The following is a 15,381-nucleotide window of genomic DNA, read 5'->3' on the forward strand; positions in this document are numbered from 1 at the left end:
GGCCCGCTTTGGCTAGCTGCCATTTCACCGGATATCCGAGGCTCCGCAGGTGGAGCGTGAGCTGCGTCCACTCTTCGAGGGGGACGGCGGTTCCGACCCAGGGCATCGTGGGGTTCCTCCTGTCTCCGACCGGGTGTCTCAAACCCGAACGATCTAATCGTATCGAATTCGGGCACATGGTGGCTATTCCAGGCTCGCCACAACACTCCGCAGGACGTTCACCGCCGATTCGCGGTCGTCGGTCGCGAGGTCCGCGAGCGCGTCGAGGATCTTGCCGCGGAGGGAGGCTGGCCGGGTGGCCTCACGCAACTCGGTGAGCTCATCCGACAGCCGGTCCATCACACGCGAGGATGCCTCTTGCGCGGCCACTACGATGCGATCCACGGCGTGCGCCGCGTCCTCCATCGGCAGCAGCTCCCCGAACTCGGCCATCACCCGGGCCCGGAACTCGCCGCTGAATGCCGCGGACGGCTCCGACGGCCCACCCGTCGGCGGGGCCACGTAGATGCATCCGTCGTCGCGCACCCACATGGGCAGGTAGCCGTTCGGCGGGCTCTCCCTGAAGAGGTTCCTCATCGCGAGCGCGACGAGGTGGATCGTGAGGATCCGGGCGACCTCCGGATTGATGCCGCGGAAGAAGACCAGCGCGAGTTCGTTCGCGAGGCCGACCGCAGCCTTCTCCTCATCGAGCAGCGACGGGTCGGAAAGGATCTGGTCCCGCAACGCGGTGAACGACGGGGTGTCGAGCTGGGAGGTGTCGAGCATGAGGACGCCGGAACGCGTGAGCACGGGTCAATTTCCAATCAGGTGGAAGAACAGCGGAAGGCCCGGCGCGCGGACAAGGGCAGCGCGCCGGGCGGAGGGTGCTAGCTGGCGTCGGCGACGAGCGACACCGGTGTCTTCACCAACAGGGGCCGGTCCGACTGGAGGTAGTCGCCGGTCCACGTGACCATCTGGTCGTCGGGCGTGAAGAGGAAGATCAGGCCCACGCCGGCCGCTGCCGCGATCGCGCGGATCGGCCCCCACTCGCCGTCGCGGCTGCTGCTCTTGCGTCCCATGAGGTTCTCCTTCGGTTGGTGCTGGCGTTGAGGTTGCGGATGGCCCGCCCGACGGCGGGATGGTCGGGGTTGGCGTCGATCCAGGCGGACAGCCGCGCGTCGATGGCCGCGTCGCGCTCGTCCTGGATCTCGGCGATCACCAGGCGCACGCCGTAGGCGGGGTCTTCTTCCTGCGTGCACTGGCCGCACCTGCCCGGGGTGCCGCCGTGGTGGCAGGTGACTTCGGCGAGTGCCGCGGAGACGGTCGCGCGGGCGGCCCGGTTCGTGGCCCGGGCCGCGGCCGTCGCCAGCTTGGGCGGCGGCACGTAATTCGGGTCGTTCTCCTGCCGGGTCAGCACGAGCGCTTCCGCGAGTTGGTCGTCCGTCATGCGAGTGCGGCACGTCGAGCCGACCCCGTACATCAGGGAGACGCGGTTCTTGAGCGGCTCACCGCAACCAGGCACCCGGCAGGTGCGGCGCTTCAGCACGGGTCACCCCGCAGCACGGCCTCGACTTCGGCGTTGCGGGCGGCGAGCGCCTTCTTCTCGGCCTCCAGACGGCTGATCCGCTCCAACGCGGCCGCCAGTTCGGTGCGGGCCGCCGCGGCCTGCTTGCCGAGCGCCGTCTCGTCGTACCGGGCACGAAGCTCCCGCTTGAGCGCGGTGATCTCCGCGCGGAGCCCGCCGACCAGGTGGCTCCAGCTCTCCGGCGGCCCGGCCGCACCATCGGTGGCCGCGTCGAGCTTCGCCTTCATGTCGGCGGTCTGGGCGCGCGCCGCCGCCGCCATTCGGGCGAGCCGGTGCGCCCGGTTGATGGCGGCCGCGACGCCGTCGGCTCCGTCCTGTTCGATCCCGGCGGACTTCAGGAGCGTCTCGATCAGCGCGAGGTCGCCGCACTGACACGCGTCCTCCCTGCCATTGGCGAGCAGAGTGCCCACGGTGGTGCCGAGCGCACGCGCGATCCGGTCGGCGCGTGCCATCGTCAGCTCATCGCGGCCGAAGAACTCGCCGTCGAGGGCGCGGGGGGTGAGGCCGAGGGCTCGGGCGAGGTCGGCTTTAGTGATGCCCTGGGCGCGCTGGAGCTTGCGCGCGTTGGCGGAGAAGAGGCTGGCGGCGGGGACGCGCATGGGTACTTCCTCGGGAGGGGGTGGGCGAGGCGGCGGCCTCGCCCACCGGGGTCGGTTAGGAGGTCAGGCGGTCGGCGTAGTGGGCGGTGTAGTGGGCGTCGCCATGGAGTCCTTCCCGGCGCTGGAGCACACGATGATGAGGTCCGCACCGGCGACAAGCGCCTGCTCGTCGACCGGTGCGTCCTCGTCCAGCTCGACCAGAGGCAGTTGTTCAGCCACTGCTACAGCCGGATCTCGTGCAGGGCGGTGCCCTCGGCGATTGCGGCGTACAGCCGATCGTTGACGGCCTGGGCGTTGGCGGCGGGCGCGGCCTTCACCTTGTTGCGTGTCGGCGAGGGCAGCGTCCAGAAGCAGCCCGTGCAGAGCGGGAGCCGGGTGTCCATCGGGGCTCTGTTGCAGCCCCTGCACAGTTGACGGGTCACAGGAGGGCCCCGTTCTCGACGGCCTTCGCGGACGCCAGTTCGGCTTCCAGTTCCTGGATGCGGGTCTGCGCGGAGGTGAGCGCGCCGACGGCGTCGGTGAGCTTGCCGTGCAGGGTGGCGTTGGTGTCGAGGAGGGCGACGGTGTCGTCGGTGTAGTCGACGATGAGCGGCGGGTCGGCGAGGACTTCGCCGAGGTCGAGTTCCAGGCGCTCGATGTCGTCGGCGACGACCCGCATGCGGGCGCGCCACTCCTGCACGTTCTCGCCGCCCAGCCAGCACAGGGCCAGGCTCGCGTCGGCGAGCGCCCGGGACAGGGCCTCGCTGGTCTCGACGGTGGCCCGGTCGGCGTCCAGGACGCGGCGCGCGATACCCCGCCCCGAACCGTCGGTGGAGGGCTCCACCTGGAGGTAGGCCGCGGTCGGGCACACCGCACGGATTTCGGACGCGGCGGCGTAGAGGACGGGCTGGACGATGTCGGCGCTGGCCCGGCTGATGACGCCCGCGATCCGGTTGATCTCGCCCTCCACGGCGTCGAGGCTGGGCGCGTCGACGTCGACGGCGGGCCGGTCGGGGTCACCCTGGGCGATGCGCTGGAGGGTCTTGATGCCGTTCTTGCCGGACTCGTAGAGGGCGACGGCCTGGATGAGTCCAGGGAAGCCGGGCTGGAACTTCGCGACGGTGGAGGGGTAGGCGCAGCGGAGGGAGCGGATGACGTTCACGGTGACGTGTCCGGCCGCGTAGCCGCCTTCTGTGTCGGGGCCGCCGAGGGTGTGCAGGACGTGCCAGGCGTTCTCCTGGGTGACCTGGTCGGTGGGGAGCTTGGTGCGGGTGCCGGTCATTGTGCGGTCTCTTCCTGTGGGGGGACGGTCGGCGGGTTGAGGCGGGAGTGGTGGGCGATCGACTTGCTCAGGGGCCGCCCGTTCACGTCGGTGCAGGGCTCGTTGGGGCGGGCCCGGCAGGGCGGGTGAGGGCACTGCCGGGCCTTCCAGGAGTCGCTCACGCGGCCTGTCCGGAGGCGGAGCGGCGGCGCGCGACGCGGCGGCGCTTGGTGGTCCGCTCGTCTTCGTCGAGGCCGCCCCACACGCCGTACTTCTCGGGCTTGTTGAGGGCGTAGTCGGCGCAGCGGATACGGAGCGGGCAGCCGTTGCAGATCTGCTTTGCGTCCGCGACGAGGAGCTTCAACGCCTCGCCCCGCACGCCGTCGGGCGGGAAGAACAGCTCGAACGGCTGGTCCTTGCAGGCGGGGGTTTCTTCCCAGGTCAGGACGGTCTTCTTGAACGAGACGTCGTTCTTCATGGGGTGTGGGTCCTTCCGGGGGGTTAGTGGACGTACGCCGGGGGCACGGCGGCGGGCTGGGGCTTGGGGGTGAAGAACGGGTCGAGGTAGAGGCCGGTGGGGAGACGGGGCTCCCAGTCGGGGGTGTCGGGTCCGCCGCAGGACCAGCAGCCGGTGGGGTGGCCGGACCGGTCGACCCACAGGACGGCGCACGCTCGGCAGGAGCGGCGGCGGCCCCGGGTCGCGGGCGGTTTGGGCATGGCGGGGATGCTGTCGGTGCGCATGGGCTTGTGTCCTTCGCTGCCGGGAGGGGCGGCCCCCAGTGCTCTGGGGGCCGCGCGGTGCGTCAGGACGCGTCGGGGTCGTCGCCGGGGGTGGTGGGGCGGTCGGTGTTCTCGCGGCGCTCGAAGTAGTGGAGCGCGCCGGGCGCGGCGGCGAGGAGCAGGAGGATCGCCGCGCCGCTGAAGATGGCGGGGGTCCACTCCGACGTCGGGTCGAAGCCCCAGAACAGGTCCAGGACCGTGATCCAGGAGCAGCCGATGAGCACGAAGGCGAGGATGGCCAGGAACTCCCAGAGGGTGCGGCTGATCCACTTCAGGGCGGCGAGGATGGCGTTGCCGATGGCGGCGGCGCGGGTGTTCGGAAGCTTGCGGTGCATGGGTGTTCCTCCCTGTCAGCGCCGGGTGTCTCAAACCCGACATGAAAAATCATATCGGGTTTGGGCACCCTTTGTCTAGGAGGTTTCCCACGGGTCCTGCTCCCTGCCGACCTCCCCCCGAGCCCGCGCGAACGCCTCCCGGCCGCCGCCCCTGTCCACCCGCTCCACCCGCGCCGTAGCCCGCTGTAGGGACGGCCCGATGTCGTCGGCCTCCACCTCGTACACGGTTCGCTTCTGCCCTTCCTCGGTCTGGTAGGACCGCTGGGCGAGGCGGCCCTGGACGATGGCCCGCTGCCCCTTGCTCAGGGACTCCGCGACGTTCTCCGCGAGCGTCCGCCACGCCCGCACCGTCAGGAAGATCGACTCGCCGTCCTTCCACGCGTTCGCCGCCTTGTCGAAGAACCGCGGCGTCGACGCGATCCGGAACGACACGACGGCGTGCCCGCCCGGCGTGAACCGCAGCGTCGGATCCTCCACGAGGTTCCCGACGATCGTGATGGGCGTCTCCCCAGCCACCACGCACCCCCCTTGTCTCGGTGAATGGGGATGGGCCCGGGACGGGGCACCCGCAAGGCTGCGCGGCGCCGGAACGTCCCGGGCCCATCCGGTCTCAGAAGCGGCGCGGCAACCTCAGCGCCTTGCTGGTCCACGCGTACTGCGGCTCGGTGGCCTTGCCGAGCAGCCACCCGACCCACGGGAACCGGCCCTCCAGCGCCCGCACGAGCCCGTAGTAGCCGAGGAACACGTAGCCGGTGAACGCCTCGGTGGACTCCAGGACGGCCGCGTCCGGCAGCGTGAGGCCGTGCGTGGCCAGCCAGGCGACGACGACGGCGACGCCGGCCGGGACGGCGGTCCGGATGTAGCTGGTGACGTAGGCGTCGACGACGCGGCTGATGAGCCTGCTCATAGGAAAATCCCTTCGCTGTAGGGGAGGTAGAGGTCCGGCTGGGTGCAGTCCCCGCCGGAAGCGAGCGCGGCCGCGAAGTCGCCGTAGCCGAGCGCGAAGTACCCGCCGACCCCCCACGAGGGGCCCCAGGAGTTCGCGAACCACACGACCCGCGCCTTGGTGTCGCGGCCGATCAGCGCGACCTCGTGGCCGCCCTGCGGATAGCCCCGGTAGGAGGCGACGCCCGCGCTGTCGGGCTCGTCGAGGCCGGACAGCCACTGGAGGCCGACGATGAGCGGGCCGCGATCAAGCGCGGCGATCGCCGCCGCGGCGGTGAACGCGTGCCGGTACCCGGCGATGAACCCCATCACCTGCGCGGCCTTGGCGACGGCGAGCCCGGTAGAGCCGGTGTCGACGTCGGGCCAGTCGCCCGCGATGTCGTCCAGGGCGGTCCCGACGGTGTAGAGCTGGAAGGCGGTCGTGTCGGTGACGCGGGCGTCGCCGCCGCGGCCGGCCGAGTCCGTCGCGATGATCCCGGCCATCGCCATACCGGTGCACATGGCGACGTCGCCCTGGTCCCAGATGGGGGCGCGCCGCTCCCAGTACACCGACCTGCCCCGTCCGCGAAGCCGGCGGACCGCGCTCGGTTCGGGGAGCGCGTAGGCGCGGGACCGCTCGTCGTGCTCGATGTGCCGCCCGAGCGCACGCCCGGGCACCTCCGGCAGCCGTACCGTCGTCATCGCGGCGGCGCTCCCGGCGGCTTCGCCATCTGCGAGGCCTCGCGGGCCTTGGCGGCGCGGTGGGCGCTGTCGGCGGCCGCGCGGCACAGGCCGGCGGACATCAGCCACAGGCCGCCCACCGTCAGGGCCGCAGTGAAGCCGCGGTCCACGCCGATCGAGCAGATGACGGCGGCCATGCCGCTGTGGGTGAGGATCGGCGCGGCGTACCGGCGCAGGACGGCCGAGGCGCGGCCCATCAGTGGTCCACCTTCCACCAGGCCTTGGTGACCGTGATGGGCTGGCCGGACAGGTTGACGACGTCGGCCCGGTACTTCTGGTCGGGATCGAGCCACAGCAGACCCGTCAGGACGAACTCGGCGACGCCGTCGGCGTTCCCGGTCCCCGCGGCCTTGTCCTCGCCGTACACGTCGCCGGCGAGCGTGTTGGTGTCGCGCTCGTAGCGGGCGAACGCCACCCGCACCGCGGCGTCGGGCGCCAGGCCGGACACGGTGAGGGACAGGGTGGCGAGGGCCTCTTCGCCGAGGTGGGGGAACAGCGCCGGGTAGGCGCCGTCCGCGTGCATGTTCTTCGGGTCCTTCAGCTCGGTGTCGAACACGATCGAGCGGCGCTGGCCGGGCTGGATGACGAGGGGCTTGGTCGCCTTCAGCGACGCCAGGATCTTCAACGAACCGCTCTCCTGCTTCGTGGTGGACTCGCCCCTGACGGCCTTCATGAACTCCTCCCAGGGGAAGTTCGGGCCCGGGTCGGTGTGGTCGGACTTGTCGAACGCCTGCGACACGTCGACGTGGCCGCACACGCCGCGCTCCCCGCGCGCGACCTGGGCGACGGTCAGCCGCTTGACCGGGACGCCGTGCCGCTCGCACAGCTCCCGGGTGCGCGCCGCGGCCGCGGCGACCGCCGGCCACACCTTCGAATCGAGCCACTGGGCGCGCGTGTAGGTGGCCTGCCCGCAGATCTCGATGCCGATGGAGCCGGTGTTCGGCGGCGCGTGCCAGGCGACGGCGTCGTCGGGCAGACAGTGCTCCTCGGTTGAGGCGCCGCCCGCGTCGACGATGTAGTGGGCGGACCCGCCGGAGGCCTGAGACGCGAAGTACTTGGCTGTAGAGGCGGCCTTGCCGCGGGCGGACGCCGTCGGGAACGGCACGCCCGGCGGGCAGGTCGCGTGAATGACGATCCGTTTGATGGGCGTGTTCAGCGCCGTCGAGTAGTGGACGGCGCGGACGGTGACCTTCGGTTCCCCCATGGCCCGGATGCTGTCTCGCCCGATGCTTTAACGTCCTGCGGGAGCGTTGCAGGTTTGCCGCGCGAAACCGTTTGTGCCGGTACCCCGCCTGCGGGCAGGCTTGGATCGTGAACGAACCCTCCCCCGACGAAGCCACCCAGCAGACGCTCCAGGGGCTCGCCGCCCTTCAGACGACTCTCACAGCTGTGCTGGGGCCGGCGCTCACGCGCTTCGCCGAACAGGTCAAGCTGATCAGCCTGACGCACACGCAGGTGGCCACGGGCATGATGGAGGGCCTTAAGCCGCTCTTTGAGACGCTCAGCAAACTCCGCCTGCCGGAGGGGTGGGCGCCGCCGAACTGGGGCGCCGACAACCCGTACGGAGAGGTCGTCGGTGACCGCAGGCTGGAGACCGTCTTCTCGATCCTGCTCGACGACGGGATCCCCCTGAGCTACGTCCCGCGCAAGGACATCGTGCAGAAGCTGGTCGCGGCCGATGGCCGGGCGGAGCGGGTCGGCATCCTGGTCGCGCGCACTGTCGACATCGTCGAGGACTGCCGCCTTGTGCTCGCCGAAGTGACACAGCCGGAACTGAGCGGCCTCGCGGGAGCGGCGGCCGTGGCCGTCGACGCCCTGGACCACGGGCTCCACGGCCCCGCGCAGTCCCACGCGAGCAACCTGTTCGACCGGCTTCTCCGGGACCTCGCCAAGCGCGGCCTCCTGGTGCCCGCACAGCAGAAGTACGTGTACAAGACGATGCAGACGAGCCTTGCCGCGCATGCCGTCGGCGAGGGCATGACGTTCTCGCAGTTCCGGACGGCGACTGCCGTCAGCCCCGCGGTGCAGGCTCTCGCGGAGTACTGGCCGGACAAGGGGGACCCGGTCCCGGCGGTGTTCAGCCGGCACGCGACCGCCCACGACGTCCATAACCCGGTCCAGGTGAACGCGGGCAACGCGCTCATCGCCGTCATGCTGGTGGTGTCGCTGCTGCGGGAGATCCAAGAAGAGGGCTGGTAGCCGCCGAAGGCCCACCGGCGGGGAGTTGCAGCTCCCAGTGTGCCGGCGGGCCTTCCTCTGGACCAGCAGAGTGCTTCACGACCAGGGTACAGATCCGTGGCTTCGCGGCTTGTGCGCATTCGGGAACACGGTGGAGACTCAGATGGAAGGCTGGGTGGCATGACCGATGACCACCAGGACCGCGAGCTGCGGTCCGAGGATCTCGCCGCCATGTTCGCCGCGCTCCCCAAGGGGACCCGCGTCCGCATCGAGGTCCCTGACCCCGACAACGAGAAGGCGCTGTACGGCACGTTCGCTGTGACCGGTGGAGGCTACGGCTGGTCGACCTGGGACGGCTGGAAGGTCTCCGACGCTGAGGACGGCGTGTACGGAGTGCAGTGCCGCGAGACCTCCTTCGAGGACATCGCGCAGATGCCGACGGACCTGGAGCCGACGACGAGCGCCGAGCGGACGCAGTTCCCGCCGCCGGCGAGGACGAAGGGCAAGGCGTTCGTGTCGGTCGCCGAGCGCCTCGACGTCGCCGAGCCGGGCGGCGGCGAGAGGGTCCGCGAGCCGATGCAGTCCCTGTGGGAGGCAGCCCAGCGCGTCACGTGGGCGATGGAGCCCCTGCCGCTGGGCGCGTTCGACCGGCTCGGCCCCAGCCTGCACGAAGCGCTGGAGAACCTGACAGCGGCGCGGGTCGAGGTAGCACCCGGGTACACCTCCGCGCGGGAGTGCGAAACGTTCCTCGCGGCCGTCTACAAGGTCATGGACGTGACGGCCAGGAACGCAGCCGTGGTGTTCAACTTCCACGGCCCCGTCGACGCCGGCAGCGAGTGGGACCGGCCCCTTCTGGCCCTGCAACAGGAGCTGATCATGCTGGCGGCGCGGATGGACACGCTCAACCGCGCGGTCTACTTCGCGGAGCGGAAGTTGAGACTTTCGGCGGAACAGCCGTAACATCCAGCACACCCTGTCCGATAAGCCTTCTACCGGACCACATGCCGGGTCGGGATCACGGCCGGATTCCGGACCGGCGCCGCGCTGACGGTCGGACCACCCCTTGGGCGGTCCCTCCGGGCCGTCGGCACCGGCGCGAGGAGGCAGGGAACACCTCGCGTTGCGGGGTTGGGGCTGCCCACTCTTTGCCGGGAGACAGCCCCAACCCCCCGGATTTCACAGACAGTAGTTGCTCGCCCCGGGGAATCCCGCACTCTCGTCACGGAACGTGGATCACGGTCCGCGGGTGATCCAGCGCTGGGCGAGCGCCTCCAGGCCGTCCGCGATGCGGTCGCGGTGGGCCTTCAAAGCCTGATCGGCCTGGGCCGACAGAGATGCCAGCACCGCGGGCAGATGCTCTACCGGGACGGACGCCAGCCACACGTCCAGCTCGTGGTCGGTCTCGAAGTCCGACAGCGACACCAGCGGCCCGTCGGCCGGCGCCGCGGGGTATCCGCTCACCCCAGCCACTGCGCGTCCAGCGCGATGATCACGCTTCGCTTCTCGGAGATGACGAACGACAGGAGGCCGCGGCCGTCGCCGAACGCGACCGTCCGCCACTCCGGTGCCTGGCGGGGGCTGTACCGCTCGGATGCGCTCCACGGGTCCCACACGAGGGACTCCAGGACGTCGGCGAGCGCCATACGGCAGTCCACCGGCAGGGTGGGGAGCTGGATCTCGAACTGGGCGGCGAACACGGGCACGAACGGCTCGTCGCGTTCGGGCCGCTGCGGAGGCTCGGTCAAGGACTCAGCCGGCCCGGCGCAGCGCGTCGACGAGCTCCGCGCCGCTGAGGTTGCCGATGAGGCCGAGAAGGTCGTGCCCGGACGCGGCCCGCTCCGCGATCTCGACCATGTCGCCGGTCGGCGCCGGGAGCCTCACGTACCGGTGCCACCGCTCCAGGACGGCGTGCAGCTCCCCGAGGTTGAACACGTCGTCGGCGCCGGCCGCGGCGAGGGCGGCCCGGTACTCGTCGGTGAAGGCCTCCAACCCGTCCTCATCGCCGCGCGCCTTGAGGGCGGCGCGGATCGAGGCGGGCAGGCCGGCGGGCGGGACGGGGGCGGCCGGATGCGGCTCGATCGGTTGAGCGCTCATGACCGCACAGTACCTGCATGGGCGCGATGGGTGCGGGGTTCGGGCCGGAAACGGCAGACGGCGCACACCCCTTGGGGTGCGCGCCGTCACGGCCAGGGGCTGCTCACTCGGGTTCGGGTTCGGGCTGCTGGGTGATCTCGGCGCTGTGCACGAACACCTCGCTCACCACGATCTCCTGAGAGTCGTATTCCCTGACGTGCACCTTGGCGCCGTTGAGCGCGTACCGGAGCGCGGTGGGGAGCTCGTCGACCTCCAGGTCCCACCAGGACGTCAGGTCGACCGTGATCACGGCCCGGTAGGTGCGGAGGTCGTCGGGGGCGCTGTCGTCGCGGATGCCGTTCTCGGCGAAGAAGGCGTCGAGGAGGTCGACGGCTTCGGAGCCGGGGACGCCGCCGCTTTCCTTGAGAGCGTGGTACCGGCGGTAGAGGTCGAGGATCTGGGCGGTCGCCATGGCAGGGGGGTTGCCTTTCTAGGGAGGGTGCCGCCGGGCGGGTCGCCCGGCGGCGGGTGGTGGCTGCGGGCGCTACTGGGCGAACGCGTCGAACGTGCCTCCCGTGACGATCTTTCCGTGGCCGTTGCAGGAGGTGCAGTAGTCCACCGCGATCTCGTCGAACCAGGCGACGACGCGGCCCGACAGCGCGTCCCACTCGGCGGCGGCCACCGCGCGGTTGTCCGCGCCGATCTGATCAGGGACGCTCATCATGAACATCGAGGAGTGGCCGTCGTTCGCCCAGACGCGGGCGTTGGGGCCGTCGAACTGGCTGATCCGCTTGATGCGGGGGTGGGCTTCGGCGAGCTTGAAGACGTGCTTGTGGAAGCCACGGAGCCAGCCGGGGAACAGGTGCTCGTACTGAGGCAGGTTCCACAGGGCGTTCGGCAGGGACGCCCTCCACTCGCGGCCGTCGTCGGCTGGGGGCGCGCCGTCGAGCCGGACGAAGGTCCCCTCGATCAGCTCGACCTCGCCGGGCACTTCCTCCGTGACGGCCTCGTACAGGTTTGGGACGATGGGGTCGTCGCGGTCGAACGCGGCCTCGTAGTCGTCGACGCTGATGGTGGCCGGGTATTCCTCGGATTGGGCGTTGGGGTTCTTCAGTACGTAGCCGGTGGCCTTAGACGTGATCGGCCGGTGGATCTCCAGCTTCTCGGCTTCGTGGTCGCTCGCCCACCACCCGTTCACGTTGGTGCGGGCGAGGGGCGTGCCGTCCGCGCAGGGGAACGCGCCTCCGTAGATGCCCAGTCCGGACAGGTAGTAGAAGAAACGGGTGCCGTCGGTGAGGACGTAGTGGGTGTTGAGTTCAGCGGTCATGATCGCTCTTTCTGTGAGGACGCTGCCGGGCCCGGCAGCCGGGTGGAGGGTCAGGCGCGGTCGGCGTCGGTGGAGTGCTGCTTGGTCATGGGGTGCGGTTCCTGCCCGGTAGTTGTGGAGTCAGGGCGGGCGGCGCGGCGGGCCAGCATCCGTTCCTTGATCTGGGCCGACGTCGGGGCCGTGTAGACGTGGGGGCCGTCGGTGCCGGTGTAGCTGGTGAAGTGGAAGCGCTCGCCGAGCGCGCAGTGCTGGCAGCCGCTCGGCGGGAACTTGAGCGCGTGCCGCGTGACCGCGTCCGGCTCGCTCGCCCACAGGTACGGGAGCACGCCGGACCGGCGCGTCCTGCGGATGATCCGCGCGGCCTCCCGCACGACGGCCTCGTAGAGGTCGACGTGGCCGCACGGGTTCGTCCACGTGTCCACGTAGAAGGTCACGCCGTCTTCGTGCTGCCGGAGAGTGCGGCGCTGTCCGCGCGGCCCGCCGCAGGGCGGGCACAGGGCGCTGATGACGATGGGCCGCACGACGGGGTTGGTGCGGCCGACGCCCCAGGGGGATTCGGCGGAGCGGTCTCGCACGGTCACGGTGATGGTGCCGGGCATGGGCTTCTCCATGAGCGGGTGGGGCCGGGACGGCGCGGGGCCGTCCCGGCGTTCGGGTGGGTCAGGCGTTCGGGGTGCGGCGGAGGGTGCTGCCGGTCTTGCGCCACGGGTCGAGCAGGGCTACGACGCCGCGCAGGGCCTCGCCGATCGCGGGCCCGTCGGCGTCCGCGACCATGGGCTCGTCGAGGTTGGGCCGTTTCGGGTTGCCGGGGAGCGGCTGCCACTCGGTCGCTCCGGTGAAGTCGAACCGCCTCAGCGCGTTTTCGGCGCGGGAGTGGACGGTGCGGACCTCGGTGAGGACGCGGGAGACGTCGCGGCCGCGCGGGTAGGTGCCGCCTTCGGGGAGGGGCACGTATTCGGTGATGACCTTTGCGCGGGCGGCCATCTCGCCGAACAGCACGTTGCGGCCGTCGGCGACCATGAAGGCGCGGTGGGCGGCGAACCGGTAGGGGGCGGCGTAGAAGCGGCCGGTGGTGTCGTCGCGGATGACGAGCCGCCAGAGGTCGCCGTCCGCGTCGTCGAGGCGGGCGCGTTCCACGGCGGTCCACTGGCCAGCGGTGTCGAGTGCGCCGGACGCGAGGTCTTCAGCGTCGTTCTTGCCCAGGGAAACGGTGTGCGTCATCGGGGGGTCCTTCCGGGTGGGGTCGGTCAGAACAGGTCGGGTTGGTCGATCTCGGGGCCGTCGGGGGCGGGGGTGAACCGGTTCGGGTCGGCGGCGAGGCGGGCGCGCCAGCGGAGTGCTTCGGCGGTCATCTCGGTGGGCTGGCGCAGGATGCGGGTCCCGTCGGCGGAGTGGGCCCAGCACTGGCGGGCGGCGTAGGTGAGGCGGCCGCCGCTGTTGACGCGGCCCATGTGGACCCACAGGCCGAGCGAGGATGCGAGGCGGGCGAGGGAGGCGGTGTGGTCGGCGAGCTTGTAGCGGTCGGTGCCGCCGATGAAGAACGCGTCCCACCCTTCGTCCCAGGGGTGCCAGGACGGGTAGCCCATCTCCTCGCCGTCCTGGAGGACGAAGGACGCGGGGTAGCCGAGTTCCTGGACGCGGGGGAGCATCGGGTACGAGCGCTCCAGGGTGGCCCAGTGGTTGCCGACGACGTCGGGCAGGTTCACCAGCACGCACCACTGCTGAAAGGGCCGCAGCTTCTCCAGCATGCGCAGGTAGGCGGTGTCTCCGGGGTAGCCGTCGCCCTGCTGAAAGCAGCCGTTGTCGATGATGTGCCACCAGCCCGGTTCGATCAGGTTGCCCTGGGCGGGGGTGAGGATCGCGCCCAGCGTCCCGGCGCGGATCTGCTCGCGAACGACCTCGGTCGTGGGCGGCGCGAAGTACAGGGGGACGCCGGTGGTCTTGATGTGGGCGCGCAGGTGGGCGAGGTGTGTGTCGGGGCCGCCGGGGAACGCGGGGACGGGCAGGGCGGGCGCGGCCGACGGGGCGGGGAGAGACGGGGCGAGGGGGGCGAAGAGGCCTTCGGGGGCGGGGGCAAGCAGCTCAGACACGCGGGTACTCCGGGAAGGGGGCGGCCGCCGGGTGTAGTGCCCCGGCGGCCGTGCTCATCAGGGGCGGAAGACGGGGGAGGAGATCGTGTGGAACTCCTCGCCGAACGGCAGGCCCTTCAGGTCGGCCTGGAGGGCGCGCCAGGTGTGGTCGTCGCCGGTCGTGGCGATCCGGTAGGGGCCGGAACCGGTGTCGAGGGTCTCCGGGTCGTAGGCGCGCACGGTGAGGGGGCACCAGCGGGAGCGGTCTGTGCGCCGGTACTCGGCGGTGTCGCCGTGCTGGGCGGTGAGCGCGAGCCACGCCAGGAACGCGATGGCGTTCATGGGGCCGTGGTTGCGGTGGAGCCGGAAGGCGATCTGGGGCTGCATGGGTGTTCCTCCTGTCCGCCCGGGTGTCTCAAACCCGAACAGAAAAATCATATCATAAATGGGCACATTGTGGGGGAGGAAAACCGCATTCCACCGGCCACGCCGCGGGCAGTGGCGGCCACTGCCCGCCCCACCACCCGCCGACCCACACCCACGGGGCCACCCGCAGCGGGAACGACCGCTCCCACCGGGCCCAGCCCTGCCCGTGCACCGTCACCACCTGCTCCCTCAGGACCGGCCGCAGTCCGTCTTCGCACTCCACCCGCAGCCGGAACCGCGGCACCACTCCCTCGGCGGCGCGCATCGCGGCCAGGAGGCCGACCATCCCGGCGGGGGCAGGCCGGCGCTGCCTCGCCACGAACAGGGACGCCCACGCCGGCGGGTGCGGGATGAGCCGCGGGAGCACCGGGACGCCGAACGCGTCGAGGACGGGGCGCGGGAAGACGGGCTGCTCGTGCACGAGGGCTCCAGGGGTGAGGCCGGCCGGGACCGAGCGACCTCACCAGCGCGCTGGCCTTTGCGTCCAAAGCCGTCCGCAGGGACCCCAGGTGCCGCCCCGGGCTGCTTCCCAGGGCGGCACCGCCGTTTTCGGATGCCACTCCGAAGGGGTCAGTCGCGGGTGATGGTCCACAGGTAGGGGCGTCCGGGCTCGGGCGCGACCACCACGACCGACCCCCGGACGTGGTCGACCATGGAGTCGGCGAACTCGTCGCGGGTCGCCTCGTCGAGTCCGGGCGCCACCTGGCCGTCGGCGGCCTCCCAGATGTCGAAGTACCCCAGGTCCTCGCACTGGTCGTGCAGGAGCTTGGCGGCGAACTCGTCGGCGTCGACGCCGTGCGCGGGCTGGCGGGGATGCCAGGAGTTGAGGGCGGCGTCGACGTCGAGCAGTTCGGGCCGCAGGGCGGCGGCGACGGCACCGGCCACGACGGCGGGGTGCGGGACGATGCGGCCGTCGCACAGGGGCGCGGTGGCGATCCCGGCGAGCTTCCAGCCGGTGTCGCGGTCCCATAGGACGGCGTGCCCGTCGTCGAGGACGATGAGGGCCTGGCCGTCGCCGTTGTCCTCGTCGACGCCGACGGGCCCGAACGTGAGGGTGAGGTAGGCGGCGACGAAGTGCAGGTAGTCGCCGTGCGAGGTGGCGGGCTTCAAAGAGGGTTCCCTCCG

At 71.2% G+C, this 15,381-nt stretch carries 27 protein-coding genes; 2 read left to right on the forward strand and 25 right to left on the reverse strand.

All coding sequences use genetic code 11. From position 1 onward, the window contains the following. Positions 1-183 precede the first annotated feature (183 nt). The 15 genes from ACYVOM_RS33730 to ACYVOM_RS33800 form a co-directional block, all read right to left on the reverse strand. Positions 184-789: a hypothetical protein gene (locus tag ACYVOM_RS33730; protein ID WP_460307633.1), complete on the reverse strand. Its 606-nt coding sequence runs from the start codon at positions 787-789 to the stop codon at positions 184-186. Positions 790-866: 77 nt separating this feature from the next. After that, positions 867-989, reverse strand: a complete 123-nt coding sequence (locus ACYVOM_RS33735) for a hypothetical protein (RefSeq protein ID WP_460307634.1) — start codon at positions 987-989, stop codon at positions 867-869. Beyond that, positions 980-1,525, reverse strand: a complete 546-nt coding sequence (locus ACYVOM_RS33740; RefSeq protein ID WP_460307635.1) for a hypothetical protein — start codon at positions 1,523-1,525, stop codon at positions 980-982. The genes ACYVOM_RS33735 and ACYVOM_RS33740 overlap by 10 nt, the downstream gene beginning before the upstream one ends. Further along, on the reverse strand, positions 1,519-2,163 hold the full coding sequence (locus ACYVOM_RS33745) for a helix-turn-helix domain-containing protein (protein ID WP_460307636.1): 645 nt from the start codon (positions 2,161-2,163) through the stop codon (positions 1,519-1,521). Before ACYVOM_RS33745 ends, ACYVOM_RS33740 begins: the two co-directional genes overlap by 7 nt. Before the next feature lie 63 nt (positions 2,164-2,226). Beyond that, the gene (locus tag ACYVOM_RS33750) at positions 2,227-2,382 is read right to left on the reverse strand and encodes a hypothetical protein (RefSeq protein WP_460307637.1); all 156 of its coding nucleotides are present in this window, start codon (positions 2,380-2,382) and stop codon (positions 2,227-2,229) included. A gap of 2 nt (positions 2,383-2,384) precedes the next feature. Then, the gene (locus ACYVOM_RS33755; protein WP_460307638.1) at positions 2,385-2,546 is read right to left on the reverse strand and encodes a hypothetical protein; all 162 of its coding nucleotides are present in this window, start codon (positions 2,544-2,546) and stop codon (positions 2,385-2,387) included. A gap of 35 nt (positions 2,547-2,581) precedes the next feature. Then, on the reverse strand, positions 2,582-3,424 hold the full coding sequence (locus tag ACYVOM_RS33760) for a hypothetical protein (protein ID WP_460307639.1): 843 nt from the start codon (positions 3,422-3,424) through the stop codon (positions 2,582-2,584). Positions 3,425-3,581: 157 nt separating this feature from the next. Continuing rightward, on the reverse strand, positions 3,582-3,881 hold the full coding sequence (locus tag ACYVOM_RS33765; RefSeq protein WP_460307640.1) for a WhiB family transcriptional regulator: 300 nt from the start codon (positions 3,879-3,881) through the stop codon (positions 3,582-3,584). 23 nt (positions 3,882-3,904) lie between these two features. Then, entirely contained in the window at positions 3,905-4,144 is a 240-nt protein-coding gene (locus tag ACYVOM_RS33770) for a hypothetical protein (protein WP_460307641.1), read from the reverse strand. A gap of 62 nt (positions 4,145-4,206) precedes the next feature. Further along, a complete protein-coding gene (locus ACYVOM_RS33775; RefSeq protein WP_460307642.1) occupies positions 4,207-4,518 on the reverse strand; it encodes a hypothetical protein in 312 nt (103 codons plus the stop codon). A gap of 75 nt (positions 4,519-4,593) precedes the next feature. Beyond that, on the reverse strand, positions 4,594-5,037 hold the full coding sequence (locus ACYVOM_RS33780; RefSeq protein WP_460307643.1) for a single-stranded DNA-binding protein: 444 nt from the start codon (positions 5,035-5,037) through the stop codon (positions 4,594-4,596). Between the two features lie 91 nt (positions 5,038-5,128). Further along, positions 5,129-5,425, reverse strand: coding sequence for a hypothetical protein (locus tag ACYVOM_RS33785; protein WP_460307644.1), 297 nt, complete (start codon positions 5,423-5,425; stop codon positions 5,129-5,131). Continuing rightward, the gene (locus ACYVOM_RS33790) at positions 5,422-6,144 is read right to left on the reverse strand and encodes a C1 family peptidase (RefSeq protein WP_460307645.1); all 723 of its coding nucleotides are present in this window, start codon (positions 6,142-6,144) and stop codon (positions 5,422-5,424) included. Before ACYVOM_RS33790 ends, ACYVOM_RS33785 begins: the two co-directional genes overlap by 4 nt. Then, positions 6,141-6,380, reverse strand: coding sequence for a hypothetical protein (locus ACYVOM_RS33795; protein ID WP_460307646.1), 240 nt, complete (start codon positions 6,378-6,380; stop codon positions 6,141-6,143). The genes ACYVOM_RS33790 and ACYVOM_RS33795 overlap by 4 nt, the downstream gene beginning before the upstream one ends. Further along, a complete protein-coding gene (locus tag ACYVOM_RS33800; RefSeq protein ID WP_460307647.1) occupies positions 6,380-7,387 on the reverse strand; it encodes an N-acetylmuramoyl-L-alanine amidase in 1,008 nt (335 codons plus the stop codon). The genes ACYVOM_RS33795 and ACYVOM_RS33800 overlap by 1 nt, the downstream gene beginning before the upstream one ends. A gap of 107 nt (positions 7,388-7,494) precedes the next feature. On the opposite strand from ACYVOM_RS33800, the gene ACYVOM_RS33805 reads away from it, so the two are divergent. Both ACYVOM_RS33805 and ACYVOM_RS33810 read left to right on the forward strand, forming a co-directional pair. Further along, entirely contained in the window at positions 7,495-8,382 is an 888-nt protein-coding gene (locus ACYVOM_RS33805; RefSeq protein WP_460307648.1) for a hypothetical protein, read from the forward strand. A gap of 159 nt (positions 8,383-8,541) precedes the next feature. Beyond that, on the forward strand, positions 8,542-9,321 hold the full coding sequence (locus tag ACYVOM_RS33810; RefSeq protein WP_460307649.1) for a hypothetical protein: 780 nt from the start codon (positions 8,542-8,544) through the stop codon (positions 9,319-9,321). 273 nt (positions 9,322-9,594) lie between these two features. On the opposite strand, the gene ACYVOM_RS33815 is transcribed toward ACYVOM_RS33810, so the two are convergent. The 10 genes from ACYVOM_RS33815 to ACYVOM_RS33860 form a co-directional block, all read right to left on the reverse strand. Beyond that, positions 9,595-9,822 (reverse strand): hypothetical protein, encoded by a 228-nt coding sequence (locus tag ACYVOM_RS33815; protein WP_460307650.1) that lies wholly within the window; start codon positions 9,820-9,822, stop codon positions 9,595-9,597. Then, positions 9,819-10,106 (reverse strand): hypothetical protein, encoded by a 288-nt coding sequence (locus tag ACYVOM_RS33820; RefSeq protein WP_460307651.1) that lies wholly within the window; start codon positions 10,104-10,106, stop codon positions 9,819-9,821. Before ACYVOM_RS33820 ends, ACYVOM_RS33815 begins: the two co-directional genes overlap by 4 nt. Before the next feature lie 4 nt (positions 10,107-10,110). Next, on the reverse strand, positions 10,111-10,455 hold the full coding sequence (locus tag ACYVOM_RS33825) for a DUF6247 family protein (RefSeq protein WP_460307652.1): 345 nt from the start codon (positions 10,453-10,455) through the stop codon (positions 10,111-10,113). Between the two features lie 103 nt (positions 10,456-10,558). Beyond that, positions 10,559-10,906 (reverse strand): hypothetical protein, encoded by a 348-nt coding sequence (locus tag ACYVOM_RS33830; RefSeq protein WP_460307653.1) that lies wholly within the window; start codon positions 10,904-10,906, stop codon positions 10,559-10,561. Positions 10,907-10,978: 72 nt separating this feature from the next. Then, complete coding sequence (locus ACYVOM_RS33835) at positions 10,979-11,761, reverse strand: hypothetical protein (protein WP_460307654.1); 783 nt, start codon at positions 11,759-11,761, stop codon at positions 10,979-10,981. 50 nt (positions 11,762-11,811) lie between these two features. Next, the gene (locus tag ACYVOM_RS33840) at positions 11,812-12,360 is read right to left on the reverse strand and encodes a hypothetical protein (RefSeq protein WP_460307655.1); all 549 of its coding nucleotides are present in this window, start codon (positions 12,358-12,360) and stop codon (positions 11,812-11,814) included. Positions 12,361-12,421: 61 nt separating this feature from the next. Beyond that, positions 12,422-12,982 carry a hypothetical protein gene (locus ACYVOM_RS33845; RefSeq protein WP_460307656.1) on the reverse strand — a complete coding sequence of 187 codons (561 nt, stop codon included), beginning with the start codon at positions 12,980-12,982 and terminating at the stop codon, positions 12,422-12,424. 26 nt (positions 12,983-13,008) lie between these two features. Then, a complete protein-coding gene (locus ACYVOM_RS33850; protein WP_460307657.1) occupies positions 13,009-13,851 on the reverse strand; it encodes a hypothetical protein in 843 nt (280 codons plus the stop codon). 57 nt (positions 13,852-13,908) lie between these two features. Beyond that, positions 13,909-14,217: a hypothetical protein gene (locus tag ACYVOM_RS33855; protein ID WP_460307658.1), complete on the reverse strand. Its 309-nt coding sequence runs from the start codon at positions 14,215-14,217 to the stop codon at positions 13,909-13,911. Between the two features lie 609 nt (positions 14,218-14,826). Then, positions 14,827-15,366, reverse strand: a complete 540-nt coding sequence (locus ACYVOM_RS33860; RefSeq protein ID WP_460307659.1) for a hypothetical protein — start codon at positions 15,364-15,366, stop codon at positions 14,827-14,829. Between the last annotated feature and the right edge of the window lie 15 nt (positions 15,367-15,381).

This window comes from Actinocorallia aurea, from assembly GCF_054783995.1.